Origin of the sequence: Arcobacter roscoffensis (assembly GCF_024267655.1) — a bacterium.
GTDB classification, from domain to species: Bacteria; Campylobacterota; Campylobacteria; order Campylobacterales; family Arcobacteraceae; genus Arcobacter_B; species Arcobacter_B roscoffensis.
Map to the genome: position 1 here is coordinate 112,802 of NZ_CP100595.1, position 16,849 is coordinate 129,650.

The following is a 16,849-nucleotide window of genomic DNA, read 5'->3' on the forward strand; positions in this document are numbered from 1 at the left end:
TTTAAATTAAACAAAAGGAAGAAAAAATGAGTAAGAAAATGAAATTAGCAGGAATTATGCTAGGAGCGGCACTTTCAACATCTGCTGCGTTTGCAGGAAGTGGATCTTGTGGAGCTGGAAAATGTGGTGGTGAAACTAAGAAAATGGAAAAGAAAGGTGCTTGCGGTGCTGGTAAGTGCGGTGGTGAAGCTAAAAAAGATATGAAAAAAGGTGCTTGTGGAGCTGGAAAATGTGGTGGTGACATGAAAAGCGACATGAAGAAAGATATGAAAAAAGGTGCTTGTGGTGCTGGTAAGTGTGGTGCTGACAAGAAAAAAGTAGAGAAAAAAGCAACTGGTGCTTGTGGCGCTGGTAAGTGTGGATGAAACGGAGAAGATGATTAGATGATAAATTTAAAAGGCTGTGGCTTAGGACTTCGAAGCGATTTTCTGCTTGATTTAAAAGATACAAAGTTTAGACCAGATTTTTGGGAGGTGACTCCTGAAAACTGGATGCATATGCCAAAACTTTTTGAAAAAGCTTTTGAGGAAGCAGTTTTTGAAAGACCAACTATAGCCCATGGTTTATCTCTATCAATTGGATCTGTTGACAAACTTAATAAAAAGTTTGTCAAACAGATCAAAACTTTTTTAGATAGATATAATATTGAATACTATTCTGAACATCTAAGTTTTTCATCACTGGATAACAGACAGTCTTACGAATTATTACCTGTTCCTATGACTAAAAAAATGATTGAAGTTATAAGTGATAGAGTTAAAGAGGTTGAGGATATTATTCAAAGAAATTTGATACTTGAAAATGCTACTTATTATTTAGTGCCTTATAGTGAAATGGCAGAAGTTGACTTTATAAATGAAGTTATGGAAAAATCAGGTGCTAAAATGCTTCTTGATGTAAACAATGTATTTGTAAACTCAGTAAATCATGGCTTTAAAGCAAGAAAGTTTATTGACCAAATAGATAAAAGTAAAGTTGCTTACATGCACATGGCAGGGCATTATTTTGATGAAGAAGCAAATATGAAGATAGACTCACATGGAATGCCAATAGACAAGGGTGTATGGAAGCTTTTAGATTATACTTTAAAGCAAGTAGATGCTCCTGTTATGATTGAAAGGGACAATAATATTCCTCCTTTAGAAGAGTTGATAAGTGAATATAAACAAATGAGAAAAATTTGTAAAGAAGTTAGAAATGGCTAAATTAGAAAGAGATGTAGAAAATAGATTTTTTGATATTATTTCTAATCAAAAAGAAAATCCAAGTTCTAATGCTTTTGGGATTTATCAAAAGTTGGTATTTTATAGATATGAAGAGATTATCAATAATACCTTTCCACTTTTTTTAGAATATATCTCACCAAAAGAGTTAGAAGAAACTCTATACTTATTTATAAAAAATCCACCTTCAACTCCTTTTGTTTGGCAAATAGCAAATGATTATAGAAAAATGGTGAAAAAGAATAAGCTATTTCATGATAGAAAATATCTATATGAACTTTTATATTTTGACTGGATAGAGTTAGAACTTCTAATGAAAGAGTATAAAGTAAAAAAGCCAAAAGAGTTTTCATGGGATAGTTCACACTCTTTAAGTAAAAGCTCTAGAATCAAGAGATTTAAATATGATATTATAAATGCTAATTATGAAGAAAAAAGAGAAAACTTCACAGTAATATACTACGACTTTTCAAGTGATGAGGTATTATTTAGAGAGGTAAATGAGTTTCTATATGCTCTTTTAAAAAATCTAAATAAAAAAGAATCAATCAAAAAAACACTTAAAAAACTTTGTAAACAAAATGATATAGATTTAAATGAAGCTATAGAGGTTTTACAAGAGCCTTTAAAAGAGCTGCTTTATAATAAAGTTATACTTTAATTGCCACATCATTGACACATAGATTTGTTAAACTTCAAAAAATATTTGGAGTTATAAATCATGATTGGCGCACTATGGACGGGGATATCTGGACTATCTTCACAACAACAAGCATTAGACAATGAATCAAATAATATTGCCAATGTAAATACAATCGGATTTAAGTCATCAAGAATATCATTTGCAGACCAAATGTACCAAGATAGAATTGGTAAAGGTTCAAAGATATTAGATGCAGAGAAACTATACACACAAGGTAACCTAAAATTAACAGGTGTTGATTACGATATGGCCTTAAGTGGTGAGGGTTTCTTTACAGTTGCAAATACAAGAGCAACAGGAACAACTGAGAACTTCTATACAAGAGCTGGAAACTTTAGAATGGGTGATAATGGAACCCTTCAAGATTCAGCTGGAAATGAAGTACAAGGTTGGATGATGACTTCAATTGATCCACAAAAAGATGTAACAAGTACAAATCCAAATGTAAATGTATTTACAAATGATTATACTAAACTTTTATCATCGAAAATCATAAAACATAGTACATATGTAGAAACAATTACAGCAAAAGCCACTGATTATACTCAAACAGCAAAGGGTGACTCAGAAACAGTATTTGACGGAGCAGGATATAAAAGTAAATCTGCAAAAGTATCAGATATTGAAGCTGCAATAAAAGATTATGCTACGTGGCTACAAAGATTATCAGAAGAGCCAGATGGAGCATCAGCAACATCAACAGCACAAGTATCACATATTAACTTTAAAACATCAGATGCAGACTCACTAGTAAGTAAAGAGGGTGAAGAAATATATGTATTTATAGATGGTGTAAAAAAATCACAAACATATATATCAACAACAGCAACTGAACAATGGATTAAAGACTTTTATGTAGATGCAGCTGCAAATACACCATTTGGAGATACATACCTAGCAGATTATAGTTTACCTGCAACAGGAACATTATCATCACCTCCAACAGATGCAGAAATTGATGCTCTAACAAGTGCACAAAAAGATACTTTAAATATGATAGCAAGTAGAATTGAGACATATAAAGGTTTAGCAAATAAGATTTCTGATGAAGTACCAGGCTTAGTAGCACATATATCAGATGAGGGTGGAGGAACAAATAATGATGTATTAGAATTAGATGATACATTAAGTCCAAATTCTCATGATTTATACCAAATGTCAAAAGGTATAATACAGATTAAATCACTTATACCAGGACAAGAGTTTACAATATCAGAAGTGGGTGAAAGTTCAGGTAATACAACAGTACAAGGTAACTATTTAACAACAATTGCAGCTAAAAAAGGTGAGGGTATTGGAGCATTAGAATCATCAAAAGATGCTTTATCTAAACTTATTACTGGTAAGCAAAGAGATGTTTATACTACTAGTGATTTACAACTTGGTAAATCAACTGTTTTTAATTATAATATAACTATATACGATAAAGAGTTAGAACAAAGTATTCCAGTTCCAAATGATGGAGCAACACCACCAAATCCTGTACCTATGTTTATTGATGCAACTGCCAGTAGTCCTTCTGGATCAATAGACAAATTTGTAGAAAATTTTAATAAAGGTTTAGATGCAGATGGAAACCCTCTTTCTCCTGCTATAAGTGATTATGTTGTTGCAAAAAATATTAATGGAAGCTTAGTAATTGAAACGTTAGATGAGAATTATGATGTTGAGTTTACTAGTTCTCTTAAGCATGTACCTTCTATAAAGATTGACTTGAATGAAGTGGTAGACAATTCAATATATAATTTTGATTTAGTTGTTGATGGTACTAATATCTCAATAGGGCATGATTTTACAGGAAATAACATATTAACAAGTAGTGATGTTTTTAATGAAATACAAACCAACTTCTTAACTTCTTTCCCTAATATTCCTGGTCAAGATATTAAAATAAGTAGCTTATCTGATGATACTTTTGTTATTTATTCTACAAATGAGGATACAACTTTTGCAAGTTCAAGTTCAGAAATAGTATCTGAACAAAAGATTACAGGTGTATTAACACCTTCTACTACACCTTCAACTCAGATGCAAATTGGTAATATTGAAATAGCCTCATCCGGACCATTTGTCGGAGGGGAGGTTTTTGACTTTGAAATATTGGGCCAGACATTTTCTTATACGGCAGTTGCAGGCGATACTCAAACTACAGTTAGAGATGAATTATATAATCAAGTTTTATTAAATAATAGTGTAACTGATTATAGTTCTATTTCAACAGTGGGTTCAAATGGGATTAGATTTAATCAAACAAGTTTAAATTTATCACCTTCATTACCAGACTATACTTTAAATATAAATGGTGGAAGTAATACTAATAATTCTGGCGATACTCAAGCTTTTATTCTTCGTTCCGCACATGTTGATAGTTATACTTTAGATCTAGCTAATAAATCAGATTCAACTTTAACATTAAATGTTGAAGGAGTATTATTTACAGTTAGGACTACTCAAGATGCTACAAATGCAATATCACAAACTTTAATAAACACACAATTAAGTGATCAACTTGCAAGTAGTACTTTATCCTCAAGAGTAGATAGTATAGTTCTAAGTGGTACAACACTTACAATTACAGAAAAACTTGATGAAAATGGATATAGACCTTTTTCTTCTAATACTATTTCTGTTCAAGATTTAGATAATCCAAATGATGGTTATGAAACAATGACATACTCTGTTTCAGAAACATTACCTCTTGATAAAAATAATAACTTCAGTGGTAGACAAGGAGCAGGTGCAGAGTTTATTGAGCTTATAAATAAAGTAGATCAAACTGCTACAAAAGGGTCATTACAATTAAGACTTGATACTTTAGGTATTTCTGATTCTGCCTTTGGTGAGTTCTCAGTTGATAGTACGGGTCTTATTATGATGAAACAAGATGGAGCTGATTTTGCAATTGGTCAAGTAGCAATTGCTTTATTTAATAATAATAGAGGTTTAAATCCATCAGGAGATAACTTACTTGCTAAAACAAATGATTCTGGTGAGCCAATTTATAACTTAAATAATGATAAAACTGCAAAAGTTGAAGGAAGTACTTTGGAGTTAAGTACAGCTGATTTAAGTGAGAGTTTAGTAAATCTTATGGTATTTCAAAGAGCTTTTGAAGCAAATGCTAAGTCAATTACAACATCAGATCAGTTATTGAACACTTTAATAAATTTAAAAAGATAGGATTAATTTTTAAGAAGTTCAAGAACTCTTTGTTGGGTTTCGTTACCTTTTGCTTGGGCAAAAGAGCCCCCTTGACTCATTACATTAAGTTTAGAGAAGTTTGCACTCTCTTGTGCGTAGTCAACATCTCTAATAATGCTTTCGGCATTTTTTGTATTAACATAATCTGTCATAAGATTTCTTGTAGTAGATTCAAGTTGGTTTGTAGATGAACCAACATCACTTCTTATGGAGTTTAATTGGCTTAATGAATGGTCAATTATATCTAGTAAATCAATTGCTTGCTGTTTTAAGTTATCATCATTTCTAAATTCTTCAGAAATGGGCTTAGAAATAGGATTTGTATTATCATAAGTAAAGTTAAATGGACCAATTTTTTGTTCATTAACTGGAATAGAGACTTTTCTTTCAATAATATTATCACCTCTTTTTAAAGTTACAGTAATATCTATAGGCTCGTTATTAGGCCAATTATTTGAATAGTTATTTATCCAATATTTATACTCTCCATTTGGAGCTACTGTATCCCAATAAAAATTTTCTTGATTAGGATTATTCATTGAAGTTGAATTGTTTCCAGTGTCATCAATATCCCATATACCTAAAGATGGTGATCCATTAGAAGTATCATGGGTTGAAGAATTAAAGCCAATAGCATTACCATTAGGGTCAGCTACAATAGGGTCTATATCTAAATCTTCATTCCAAGAAAAATTAACTCTTATCACTCCTGATGAGCCTGCTAAGTTTCCTTCTTCTTCTAAAGGATTAATGACTTCATTAAAGCCAGTAATAAAGCCTACTACTTTCTGAGGAATATTTAAACCTAAATCATGGGAGTATGATGAGTCGATTTGTGCAGTAACAATATCTGACTCTTTATTTCCAACATGAAAATGAAAAGGGGTCAATTCTCCTGTTAATAAAGGCATATTATTATAATTCGTTTGTCTTACAATTGAGTCATAATTATCAATTAGTTTTAAAATCTCTGTTTTTATAATTTTTCTACCTTCTTCTGAGGTAGTATCTGTAGCCATTTGAATAGATTTTGTTTTTATAATATCTAATATATTACTTAATTCATCCATTGCTTTATCAGCAATATTTAGCATAGCAATACCACTATTTGCATTTGCAATACTTTGTTTTATTCCACTTGCATGAGTTCTAAGTTTATCTGCTATAGCAATACCTGATGCATCATCACTAGCTTTATTTATTCTAAGTCCTGAAGATAGGTTATTTAATGATTTAGTTGTCTTTTTAGTGTTGTTTGTATAATTTTCATTTATTGCAGAAATTATATTAAGATTCATTTCCTGAATGCCTTAACTGATATCCCTCTTCTAAAACATTTTCTATTAAGTCATAAGGTATTTTTTTTCTTAGTCTTTTTACCATACTTCTTATCGCATCTGAGCTTTTTGATTCACCTTGATAAACAAAGTTTTCTATTTGCTCGTGATTTATGATATCTGCTTTATTTGAAACTAGTAAGTATAAGAAATTTTTTTCATTTTTTGTTAGGCTACATTTTTGATTTTCTATTACTAGCTCTTTTTTATTTCTGCAAAAGTGTATTGATGAGTTGATTTTAAAAATACTTTTGTTTAGGTTTGTTTTTTCTAATCTTTGAATTTTAAATAAAAGTTCATCTATTTCAAAAGGCTTTTTTATATAGTCATCACAGCCTAAATCATAGGCTTCTTTTATCTTAAGAATATCTATTATTGCACTAATCATGATAACATTTGAGTTTGTATTGATTGACTTTATATGAGATAGAATATCTAAACCTTCAATTGAAGGTGTATTTATATCTAAAATAAATAAATCATAATCATTTGATATATTTGAATAAGCTTCAAGTCCATCATAAAAACTTTCAACTATATAATTCTGGCTTTCAAGAGTCTCTTTTATAGCTTCATTCAAACTATAATCATCTTCTAATAATAATATCTTCATTTTTTAATTATATACTTATGAAATGTCATCGCTGTGGCAATTAAATGTATACTCAAATATATTTTCACCATTTTTAGATGAGACATCTATAGATATACTATTTTTTAAAGCCACATCTTTTACTATACTTAGTCCTAAGCCATGTCCTCCTGTTGAATTGTCATATCTTTTGTATTTTTCAAAAATTGCTTTTGTGTTTTCTATTTTTTTACCTTGCGAGGTAAAGATTAAACTATTTTCTTTTAACTCTACTTTTATAGTGGATTTTATTTTAGAGTATTTTATAGCATTTGATAGGTTATTATCTATAAGTCTGGATATTTCAGTTTTTGAAATGTTTAAAAATAAATCATTATTTACTTCAAGCGATATTTCTCTTCCTTGTTCAATAGCAATAGATTTAAAGTAATCAACTCTGTTTTTTAGAAGCTCTTTTATATTTATTATTTCTTTGTCATAATCAATATAATTTTGTGAAATGAAAAATGACATATCTTCATATGAGTTTTTTAGGGTTTTTATTGCACTATTTATTTTTTTTGTGTACTTATCTTCTCCTAAAGTTTTTTCTCTTAATTGATTATTTAACGAAATTATAGTTAATGGTGTTTTTATTTCATGTACTGAGTATTTTATAAATGTATCTTTTTGAGTTAATGATAACTCTTTATCTCTCATCTTTAATAAAAAATAAATAGAAATTAAAAAAATAGTTACTAGAAAAATAGTTAAAATATTTATAGTTTTTATCTCTTTGATTAGACTTTCTTGATCAAACTTAACACTATAAACTATTTTTGCATCTTTAAAAATAGGATTTTCATGTCTAAAGTAGTAGTTTTTATATATTTTATTTTCTATAGTTACTTTTTCTATATGTAAATCAAGATTTTTCAACTTTGAGGATAACTCTTTTGCTTTTGAAATAGTATCTTTGATAGCTTTTTTATTTATTTTTTTTGATTCAAACTCTTTAAACATAAAAGCACTAACATATCCATCTTCAAATACAATGTAAGCATTACTATCAGCTATAATTTCATTTTGATTTATGATATCTTTAATATCTTTTTGAAGCTTATTTGTGTCGTCATACCTATAACTTACTTGCATTAGTCTTGAACTATTTTTTAAATAAGCATCTGTAAAACTAAAAAATTTTTTTGAATAAGTTTCAAATACAGGTGCTGAAATTCCTATAATATTATCTTTTTTATGTTTATCAAACTCTTTCTTTGCAAAACTTAAGTCAAAACCTATATCAGGTTTAAATGTAGTATTGACTATTTTTAAACTTTCATCAGTAATGTAAATATTATAAGGTTTGTTCTTTATACCTTTATTTATTTCTTCATAAATATTTTCAAGGTTTACATCAGGATTATTTTGATTTATGTATGTTTGAACTTTTTTATGTACTTGCAGTAGAGGTTCTTTATTTTTTGAGTACTCATATAGTAAATAAGATAGCAGTTTACTTGATTGGGTTTGTATCTTATAAAAAAGTATTTGCTCATCTTTATGGTGTTTTGCTTTTATATTACTAATTAAATTTGTATATCCTATATAAATTATAATACTGATTAAAAATAGAATTATAAACATAAGAGTTGATATGTTTTTTTTGCTTTTAGATATTAAAATACTCAAACCTTCAATATATTATTTTATTTATAGTATATAATTATTATATTTTTACTAATAGAAACTTTGTAAAAGATGAAATAACAAAGAAAAATAATAATAGCTAATAAAGATACTAAAAAAGTATCATTTTATACATATATTATAACTAAAATTATGTATTAAAAACTCTATATAGTATTAATTATTGAAAAAATATTAAAATAAATTTATTTAATCTAAAGAAATGACAAATGACACATGGCTGACATTTTAATAATATATTATTTTAAGTAATAACACAGGCTAAGAAAATTATTTAGCTCAAAAGGAATATTATGAAAATAAACAAAAAGCTTACAGGTTTAGTAGCATCAGCATTATGTGCTAGTTCATTAAGTGCAGGTGTATCGCTTGCGACAGATGGTACAGGAGATTTTTTAATAGCTCCATTCTATGAAGCTAAAAATGATGTTTGTAGTGAAATAAAAGTATTTAATACAAATGAAACTAACTCAATTTTAGCAAAAGTAGCTATTAGAGAACAAATTAGTTCGCAAGAAGTAGATTTACCAATCTTCTTATCTCCAGGTGATGCATGGTCAGGAACGCTATGTGAAGTAGAAGGAAAGGTTCTATTAAGAAGTACAGATGATTCAAATCATCCTATAGTAAAAGATATTTTGGCTAATGGTAAAGATTTAAATGCTCATAGTTTAAATGCAGGACATAAAAATGTAGATTTTAGAAATGGATATGTGGAAATTTATCCTATTGCACAATTTAATGAAAAAAGCACAGCAAAAGTTAAAAAAGATATCTTAGTTAAAAGATGGGACGCTTTAATAAATGGTAGTTTAAATGTTAGAAATTTAAAAAGAGATGGTGTTGATAACGATAGTTTAAGTGGAAGTATATCTTTTAGAACAAATAATAAAGAAACTAGTACTCAACAAATGAAAGCTTTTGAAAATGCTCACTCTAAACAAAGAGTAGGAGGTAGTATCGCTTATGCAGAAGATACTAGTCCTGAAGTATTATTAGGTCAGCAAGAGAAGTTTGATATTTTAAGATTACTTCAAAACAGTACAACATCAGTTATGTATGAAGACTTTGGTAAAAACCAGTTTATATACTTTAGTTTTCCATTTGGTTACACAGAAGGACAAGAGAGAAGTTTTGAATTTGTAGTAAGAGATATGAGTGAAAATAAAGATTTAGAAAAAACTGTTGTTTTTTCTCCAAGACCAAGACAAATGAATTATGTCCTAGAAAATGAGCTATATATAATGCCAGTTAGTGAACTTATTAGTAAAACTCAAGATTCTACTATGTATAAAAAAGGAATGATTCAAATAAAAAATATTAGAAATAGATCTAATCATCAATTAGGTATTGGTAGATATGCATCTTTCTTACCAACTTCAGTTATAATAGAGAAAAATGGACTAAAAGGTACAGAAAGTTATATTAGTTCTGTAGTTGAAACACCTGTTAAGTAAAAAATTTGCAAAAAATTAACTTTTTAAAACAGAGTAAAAGAGCTATTCTTTTACTTTGTTTATTATCAACATTTTTGTATTCAAAGTATAAACCCATATATAATTTTGAAGATTCTAATTTCTCTTATAATATTGTAGACGGTAAATACAAAGTAATTTTAAGTGATGTTGATACTATCTCTAAAAATGCTTATGGCTTTAAACTATACTTACCAGTTTTTTTAGAAGATTTTTCCTTAGAGATATTAAGAGTTGGTTCAATTGGAAACTTTTCAGGTCTTTTATTTAAAAACTTTAAAAGAGCAAATATTTTAACTGTAAACTCTTATGATTTAAAGTATTATGTAACTAATTATAAACAAAAAAATTTAAGACAGTTAGATTATCTTTTAGAAGATAAAGTCATACCTTATAAAAAAATGACCTCAATGGTTTTAGAAGCTTATAGTATTCCTAAGAGAGTTAGTAAAAAACTTGATAAATTGATATATTTTAAGTTCTTAAGACAAGAGAATATTAGAGGTTTATCTTATGCCTTTTCGATGACTTTTGATAAAAAAACTATTGACTCTTTTGTTAAGAAAAAAAGACTTGAACTTATAAAAGATACTAAGTCTGAGTATTTTTATATTAATACTTTTATGAAAAATCTATCAATGAAAAAAAGATATTATAAGAGTAAAAAAACTGATAAAAAAGTTTATAAACAAAAAGAGAAAAAAGCTGAAAAAAAAGTAGTTAAAAGTACTCTTTCATATAGTCTTGATATAAAAAGAGTATATCAAGCAAAAAAAATAAATGGTAGATATTTATCAAAAAAAGAACTTCTAGAGTTTATAAAGCATACTGATTTAAAAGAGCAAAAAGCAATTGCATTTTATAATCTAGGGGTTTTTTATGCAAAAATAAACACAAACAGTGCAAATAGAAAAGCAATAGAGTATTTCAAAAAGTCAAATATAAAAGAAGCAAATTTTAATTTAGGTATTTATTACTATATAGGTTTATCAATAAAAGAAAATGATAAGCAAGCTTATAAATATTTCAAAAGGTCATCATCTCAAGGCTTTTTAAGAGCTTCCCAAAATGTTGAAATTATGGAAAAATATAAAATAGGTATTTATTAGCCATAGAACTATAAAGTTCTATGACAATGTTTTTTAAGAAGATTGTTTGTATAAAAGTATGCAAATATTGCAGCTGAATTTATCACTATAAAAATACCTATCCAAAGTGAAGCAAAGCTCATTTCAAAATATTTTACTATGATAAATGCAACTATAAGTTTTGCAAAAATTTGTCTATATAAGGCTATGTATAAAATCATTTTTGGCTTTTTGATTCCTTGAAGTGTTGATACACAAATAAATAAAACCACATAAGCATAGAAAATCCAAACTTCAATAAGTAAATAATCTAAACCATAGTTTACAACTATTTCATTTGAGTCAAATTGGGAGATAATAAGTCTTCCAAATATACTTAAAAAGATTATTCCAAAAGTAGAGATTATAAAACCATATTTAATAGCAACTTTTAAAGTCTCAATTACTCTATCATATTTTTTAGCACCATAGTTATTTGATACTAGCGTTAAAACAGCTGTATTAAGACCAAGTGCAGGCAAAAGCATAAGTTGTTCAACTCTAAAACCAATACCATATCCAGCTACTGCTTCCATACCATAGTGTGATACAAAATATGTAAGTATAAGTGAACCTATAGACATAATAAGCATATTTAAACTTGCTGGCAATCCTTGATTTAAAAAGTCTTTATATACTCTAAGGTTTGGTAAAAAGTAATCAAGTCTATCATAGTTTATGATGTTTGTTTGATTTACTTTATAAAGCATGTAAAACATAGTTATTACTTGGATTAAAACTGTAGCTATTGCTATACCTTGAAGCCCCATTTCTGGAATAAATAAAAATCCATATATAAATAAAGGGTTTAGTACAAGGTTTGCAAAGAAACCAAAAATCAAAGTATTTCTGTATGTTTTTGTATCACCCTTTGCTACAAGTATTGCATTTAAAGCAAAGTTAATCATAAAGAAAATACTTCCATATAAAATAGGATTTATATATGTCATAGCATCTTGTAAGTAGGCTTCTTTTGCTCCAAGTAATATAAATAAACTAGGGGAAAAGATAATCCCTAATATAGTTAAAACAATTCCTATTAAAGGAATAAATACTAAACCTTTTTGGGCATAAAGCGAAGCTAGTTTGTATCTTTTTTTTCCAAAGTGATTTCCGATAAGTGCAGTTGTTGCAGATGAAAACCCATATCCAAAGCCAATAATAGTAAAAAATATCATAAAAGATAAAGATAGTGCTGCAACTGCTTGTGTTGAGATAAGACCTGCATAAAATGTATCAACTACATTATACATAGTATTAAAAAACATTCCAGTACTTGCTGGAATTGCTAGTTGTCTTATTAAAGAGGGAATCTCTTTAGTTGTTAATTCGTTTGTTTGTTTCAAAATAAAATATCCTGTAATATTGAATAAAAATGGATTATAGTGTAAAAAGTTTGATTTAAAAAGAAAAAAAGAAGTAAATAATAAAAATTATAAAATAGAGGAATTAATCCTCTATTCTAATCATCATAGGTTTTCTAGTAACTACACTAGCATCTTCTAAAGTTTTGATAGCATCATTTATATCTTTTTCAATAGAAGTATGAGTTGAAAGTAAAATATGTGCTGTTTCATCATCAATTGGTTTTTGAATCATTTTTTCAATAGAGATATTTCTATCTCCTAAAATATTTGCAATTTTTGCTAAAACACCAGCTTTATCTTTAACTGTAAGTCTTAGGTAATATTTTGTTTGAATATCATCTTTTGCCATTAGTGAAAGTTTTTCACTATTTGGAGTTTTAAATCCAAGCATTGGTGAACCTTTACCACGTCTTGCAACATCAATGATATTTGCAATTACAGCAGAAGCTGTAGCATCACCACCAGCTCCTGGTCCATAATACATAGTTTCCCCAACTTTATCTCCAATTACAGAAACACCATTCATTACTCCATCAACTTTTGCAATCATTTCATCATTTGGAATAAATACAGGGTGAACTCTAAGTTCGATTTGGTTTCCTACTTTTTTGGCAATTGTTAAAAGTTTAATTGAGTAGTTAAACTCACCTGCAAATTCAATATCAGCAGGTTCAATATTTTCAATACCTTCAATTAAAATATCTTCAGGTTTAGCATCAATACCATATGCAATTGATCCAAGAATTAGCAGTTTATGAGCAGCATCAAATCCACCAACATCAAATGTTGGATCAGCTTCTGCATAACCTAACTCTTGAGATTCTTTTAAGATAGTATCATAATCAACACCTTCGTTAATCATCTTTGTAAGCATATAGTTACAAGTACCATTCATAATACCTCTAATAGTCTCAATATTATTAGCTGTAAGACCTTCTCTTAAAGCATTAATAATTGGAATACCACCAGCAACTGCTGCTTCATATTCAAATGCAGTATCACCAGCTATTTCTTGTAACTCGTATCTGTGGTATGCTAATAAAGCTTTATTAGCAGTAACTACAGCTTTACCTTTTTCAAGGGCTTTTTTTACAATCTCATAAGGTTTTTCAACCCCACCCATTAACTCAACAACAATATCAATTGATTCATCATTTAATACTTCATCAATATTGTCAGTTAATTTTATAGATACATCTCTGTCTTTTTTTAAGTTTGAAACTACACCTAGTACAGGCTCTATTTGTGTACCAGCTCTTGCAGTAATAATATCTTTGTTATCTTTTAAAATATTTGCAACACTAGCTCCAACAGTTCCTACACCGATAATTCCTACTTTTAACATTTCTATTCCTATTTTTCTAAAGTTTTTAAATAATTTTTTATATTTCTTGCAGCTTGTCTAATTCTTTTTTCATTTTCAATTAGAGCAATTCTTACATATTTATCTCCATATGTACCAAATCCAATCCCTGGACTTACTGCAACTTTTGCTTCTGTAAGAAGTTGTTTTGAAAACTCCATACTTCCTAAGTGCTGTGCACATTCTGGAATTTTTGCCCAAATAAACATCGAAGCGTTTGGAGTATTCATTTTCCAACCTGCATCAGCAAAAGCCTCAAGCATAACATCTCTTCTTTTTCTATATTTTTCAATATGTTCATCAACACAGTCTTGTGGTCCATCAAGTGCAACTGTAGCAGCAACTTGAATTGGAGTAAACATTCCATAATCTAACCAAGACTTAATTCTTTTTAAAGCTCCCACAAGTTTTTCATTTCCTGTGATAAATCCAACTCTCCATCCTGCCATGTTGTATGATTTAGATAGTGTAAATGATTCAACAGCTACATCTAAAGCACCTTTGGCTTGGAAAATTGAAGGAGTTTTATATCCATCAAATGTAATATCAGCATAAGCAATATCAGAGATGATATAAAATCTCTCTTTTTTAGCTAAATCTACTAATCTTTGGTAAAACTCAGGAGTTACCGTAGCTGATGTTGGATTATGTGGGAAATTAACTACTATATATTTTACTCTTGGAATTGATTCATCAATTGTTTTTTGTAATCTTTCAAAAAATAAGTCTTCATCAACTCTATAATCATCACCAAATGCTAATTCAAATTTATGTACAGCAGCACCTGCTAACATAAATGCGTATGAGTGAATAGGGTAAGTTGGATCTGGAACAACTGCTACATCACCTACATTTACAATAGCTTCAACTAAGTGAACATAACCTTCTTTACTACCCATTGTAGCAACTGCATGTTTATCAGGGTCTAAATAATCAACACCATATTTTCTTTTGTACCAATTACAAATAGCAAGTCTTAATTTATAAATACCTGCACTTGCACTGTAGCCGTGATTTTTTGGCTTTTGTGCAGCTTCTGTTAACTTATCTGTAATATGCTGTGGTGCAGCACCATCTGGATTTCCCATTGAGAAATCTATAATATCTTCACCATTTCTTCTTGCTTCCATTTTTATGTTATTTACTTCTGCAAACACATAATTAGGAAGTCTTTTCATTCTTTCAAAATCTATTTCAGGAAACACTTTTCTACTCCTTAGTTATACTAATTCCTCTTCTTAAATTTGCAAGGGAATATAAGTCATCTATTTTTACATAAGATGTATCAACTGGTACATCAACTTTAAAACTTCTTTTTAAACTATTTTCTTTAACAATCTCTAAAATATTCATATTTTCATCATAGAAAGTAATATTTGGATGCCATCTATTACCTGTATTTGAATTGATATTTAAAGAAGTGGCATTTTCAACACTTAGCATATAAGCTCTAAATGGTTTTTTTAATGTCACTTGGCTGTTAATTTTTAAATCTTCAACTTTTGCTAATTTACTATTTGTAAAATCAATTACATAAGTATAATCAGAACTACCCTCTTTAATTATGTTTAGTATCTTGCTATTTGTTTTATCAAGAGACTGTGATAATCTAAGAGGGTTGATGGCGACATCCGTTTTTAGTTTGATACTCCATAAAAGTTCATTTTCTGTAAAGTTTGCTTCTTTTGTAAAATAGTAGTAGTGACCTAAAGATTTTAAAATATCTTTTACAATAAGCAAAGATTTTTTTTCTTTACCTATTAATTTAAAGTTTACATTTATATATTTAGTTGTAGAAAATTTTAGTTTTAATAAATTATTATTACTTAGTTTTTGAGTTACTAATGTATAGTTTAATTGACCATTTTTATAATAAGAACTCTTTTGTGCAAAAATAAAGTTAATAAGGTTTTTATGAGTATTGTAAGTGCTCGAACCTAATAGGTTTTTAACCTTTGTGTTTATATTTGCATTTAAAGTAATACCTAATGCTAAAATTAAAACTAAATTTCTAATCATATTTAATCTCTACTTTTTTAAATTATAAATTAATATTCCTGCTGCAACTGATACATTTAATGAATTAAAATCGTGTTCCATTCCAATAGATACTTTTAAGTCAAGTTTCTTTTGAACTTTAGGTGAAATACCTTCACCTTCACTTCCTAAGAAAAGTGCTACCTTATCTGTTTTTTCGATTTTTCCATATTTTTTTAAATCAGTTCCATCCATTGTTGCACCAATTAAAGCAAAACCATATTGCTGAAGTTCATTGGCTAAATCAACACTCTTTGGATAAAGTGCAAAAGGTACATCTATAAGTGAACCTGCACTTGTTCTAAATATTCCTGAGTTATTTAGTGTTCTTACATTTGAAGCTACAATACCTTCAACTCCAAGTGAGTAAGCAGTTCTAACAATAGCTCCAATGTTTCCAACATCAGTTAATCCATCTAAAACTAAAATAAAGTTCATATTTTTAATATCTTTGATATCTGTATATTCAAACTCTTTTAGTTTTAAGAAGAAGCCTTGATGATTTCCACCTTTAGAAAGTCCTTGGGCTTTCATATTATCAAGCTTAATAATCTTCTTACCAAGCTTTAAGAACTTAGAGAATAGTTTTTTATCTATCTCTTTTGAAAACATTACTTCTTCAATTAAATGGGGATGTTTTTCTAGTACATAAAGTACAATTTGTTTACCGTATATTATCATGACAAGATTTTATCTAAAAGTTGTTGATAATCCTCTTTTATAATAAAAATAGCT

14 protein-coding genes are annotated in these 16,849 nt (G+C 28.4%); 6 read left to right on the forward strand and 8 right to left on the reverse strand.

Going from position 1 to position 16,849, the window contains the following annotated elements:
• Positions 1 to 26 precede the first annotated feature (26 nt).
• The 4 genes from NJU99_RS00585 to NJU99_RS00600 are packed head-to-tail and all read left to right on the forward strand — an operon-like array spanning position 27 to position 5,106.
• A complete protein-coding gene (locus NJU99_RS00585) occupies positions 27 to 365 on the forward strand; it encodes an HvfA family oxazolone/thioamide-modified RiPP metallophore (protein ID WP_254576800.1) in 339 nt (112 codons plus the stop codon).
• 18 nt (positions 366 to 383) lie between these two features.
• Positions 384 to 1,205 (forward strand): MbnB/TglH/ChrH family RiPP precursor modification enzyme, encoded by an 822-nt coding sequence (locus tag NJU99_RS00590; RefSeq protein WP_254576801.1) that lies wholly within the window; start codon positions 384 to 386, stop codon positions 1,203 to 1,205.
• A complete protein-coding gene (locus NJU99_RS00595) occupies positions 1,198 to 1,884 on the forward strand; it encodes an HvfC family peptide modification chaperone (protein WP_254576802.1) in 687 nt (228 codons plus the stop codon). The genes NJU99_RS00590 and NJU99_RS00595 overlap by 8 nt, the downstream gene beginning before the upstream one ends.
• A gap of 60 nt (positions 1,885 to 1,944) precedes the next feature.
• Complete coding sequence (locus NJU99_RS00600) at positions 1,945 to 5,106, forward strand: flagellar hook-basal body complex protein (RefSeq protein WP_254576803.1); 3,162 nt, start codon at positions 1,945 to 1,947, stop codon at positions 5,104 to 5,106.
• A gap of 2 nt (positions 5,107 to 5,108) precedes the next feature.
• Here the strand turns inward: NJU99_RS00600 and NJU99_RS00605 are convergent, their stop codons facing one another.
• The 3 genes from NJU99_RS00605 to NJU99_RS00615 are packed head-to-tail and all read right to left on the reverse strand — an operon-like array spanning position 5,109 to position 8,682.
• A complete protein-coding gene (locus tag NJU99_RS00605; protein WP_254576804.1) occupies positions 5,109 to 6,425 on the reverse strand; it encodes a flagellin N-terminal helical domain-containing protein in 1,317 nt (438 codons plus the stop codon).
• The gene (locus NJU99_RS00610; RefSeq protein WP_254576805.1) at positions 6,415 to 7,077 is read right to left on the reverse strand and encodes a response regulator transcription factor; all 663 of its coding nucleotides are present in this window, start codon (positions 7,075 to 7,077) and stop codon (positions 6,415 to 6,417) included. Before NJU99_RS00610 ends, NJU99_RS00605 begins: the two co-directional genes overlap by 11 nt.
• Positions 7,078 to 7,092: 15 nt before the next feature.
• The gene (locus NJU99_RS00615; protein WP_254576806.1) at positions 7,093 to 8,682 is read right to left on the reverse strand and encodes a sensor histidine kinase; all 1,590 of its coding nucleotides are present in this window, start codon (positions 8,680 to 8,682) and stop codon (positions 7,093 to 7,095) included.
• A 356-nt stretch (positions 8,683 to 9,038) separates the two neighbouring features.
• Here NJU99_RS00615 and NJU99_RS00620 point away from each other — a divergent pair, with 356 nt between their 5' ends.
• Both NJU99_RS00620 and NJU99_RS00625 read left to right on the forward strand, forming a co-directional pair.
• Positions 9,039 to 10,202 carry a hypothetical protein gene (locus NJU99_RS00620; protein WP_254576807.1) on the forward strand — a complete coding sequence of 388 codons (1,164 nt, stop codon included), beginning with the start codon at positions 9,039 to 9,041 and terminating at the stop codon, positions 10,200 to 10,202.
• Positions 10,203 to 10,207: 5 nt separating this feature from the next.
• On the forward strand, positions 10,208 to 11,329 hold the full coding sequence (locus tag NJU99_RS00625; protein ID WP_254576808.1) for a tetratricopeptide repeat protein: 1,122 nt from the start codon (positions 10,208 to 10,210) through the stop codon (positions 11,327 to 11,329).
• Between the two features lie 8 nt (positions 11,330 to 11,337).
• Here NJU99_RS00625 and NJU99_RS00630 read toward each other — a convergent pair whose 3' ends face one another.
• The 5 genes from NJU99_RS00630 to rlmB form a co-directional block, all read right to left on the reverse strand.
• Positions 11,338 to 12,693 carry an MATE family efflux transporter gene (locus NJU99_RS00630; RefSeq protein WP_254576809.1) on the reverse strand — a complete coding sequence of 452 codons (1,356 nt, stop codon included), beginning with the start codon at positions 12,691 to 12,693 and terminating at the stop codon, positions 11,338 to 11,340.
• A gap of 103 nt (positions 12,694 to 12,796) precedes the next feature.
• Positions 12,797 to 14,059, reverse strand: coding sequence for a homoserine dehydrogenase (locus NJU99_RS00635; RefSeq protein WP_254576810.1), 1,263 nt, complete (start codon positions 14,057 to 14,059; stop codon positions 12,797 to 12,799).
• Positions 14,060 to 14,067: 8 nt separating this feature from the next.
• Entirely contained in the window at positions 14,068 to 15,282 is a 1,215-nt protein-coding gene (locus tag NJU99_RS00640; RefSeq protein ID WP_254576811.1) for an LL-diaminopimelate aminotransferase, read from the reverse strand.
• A gap of 4 nt (positions 15,283 to 15,286) precedes the next feature.
• Complete coding sequence (locus NJU99_RS00645) at positions 15,287 to 16,096, reverse strand: hypothetical protein (protein ID WP_254576812.1); 810 nt, start codon at positions 16,094 to 16,096, stop codon at positions 15,287 to 15,289.
• A gap of 9 nt (positions 16,097 to 16,105) precedes the next feature.
• On the reverse strand, positions 16,106 to 16,795 hold the full coding sequence (gene rlmB, locus NJU99_RS00650; RefSeq protein ID WP_254576813.1) for a 23S rRNA (guanosine(2251)-2'-O)-methyltransferase RlmB: 690 nt from the start codon (positions 16,793 to 16,795) through the stop codon (positions 16,106 to 16,108).
• Positions 16,796 to 16,849 lie beyond the last annotated feature (54 nt).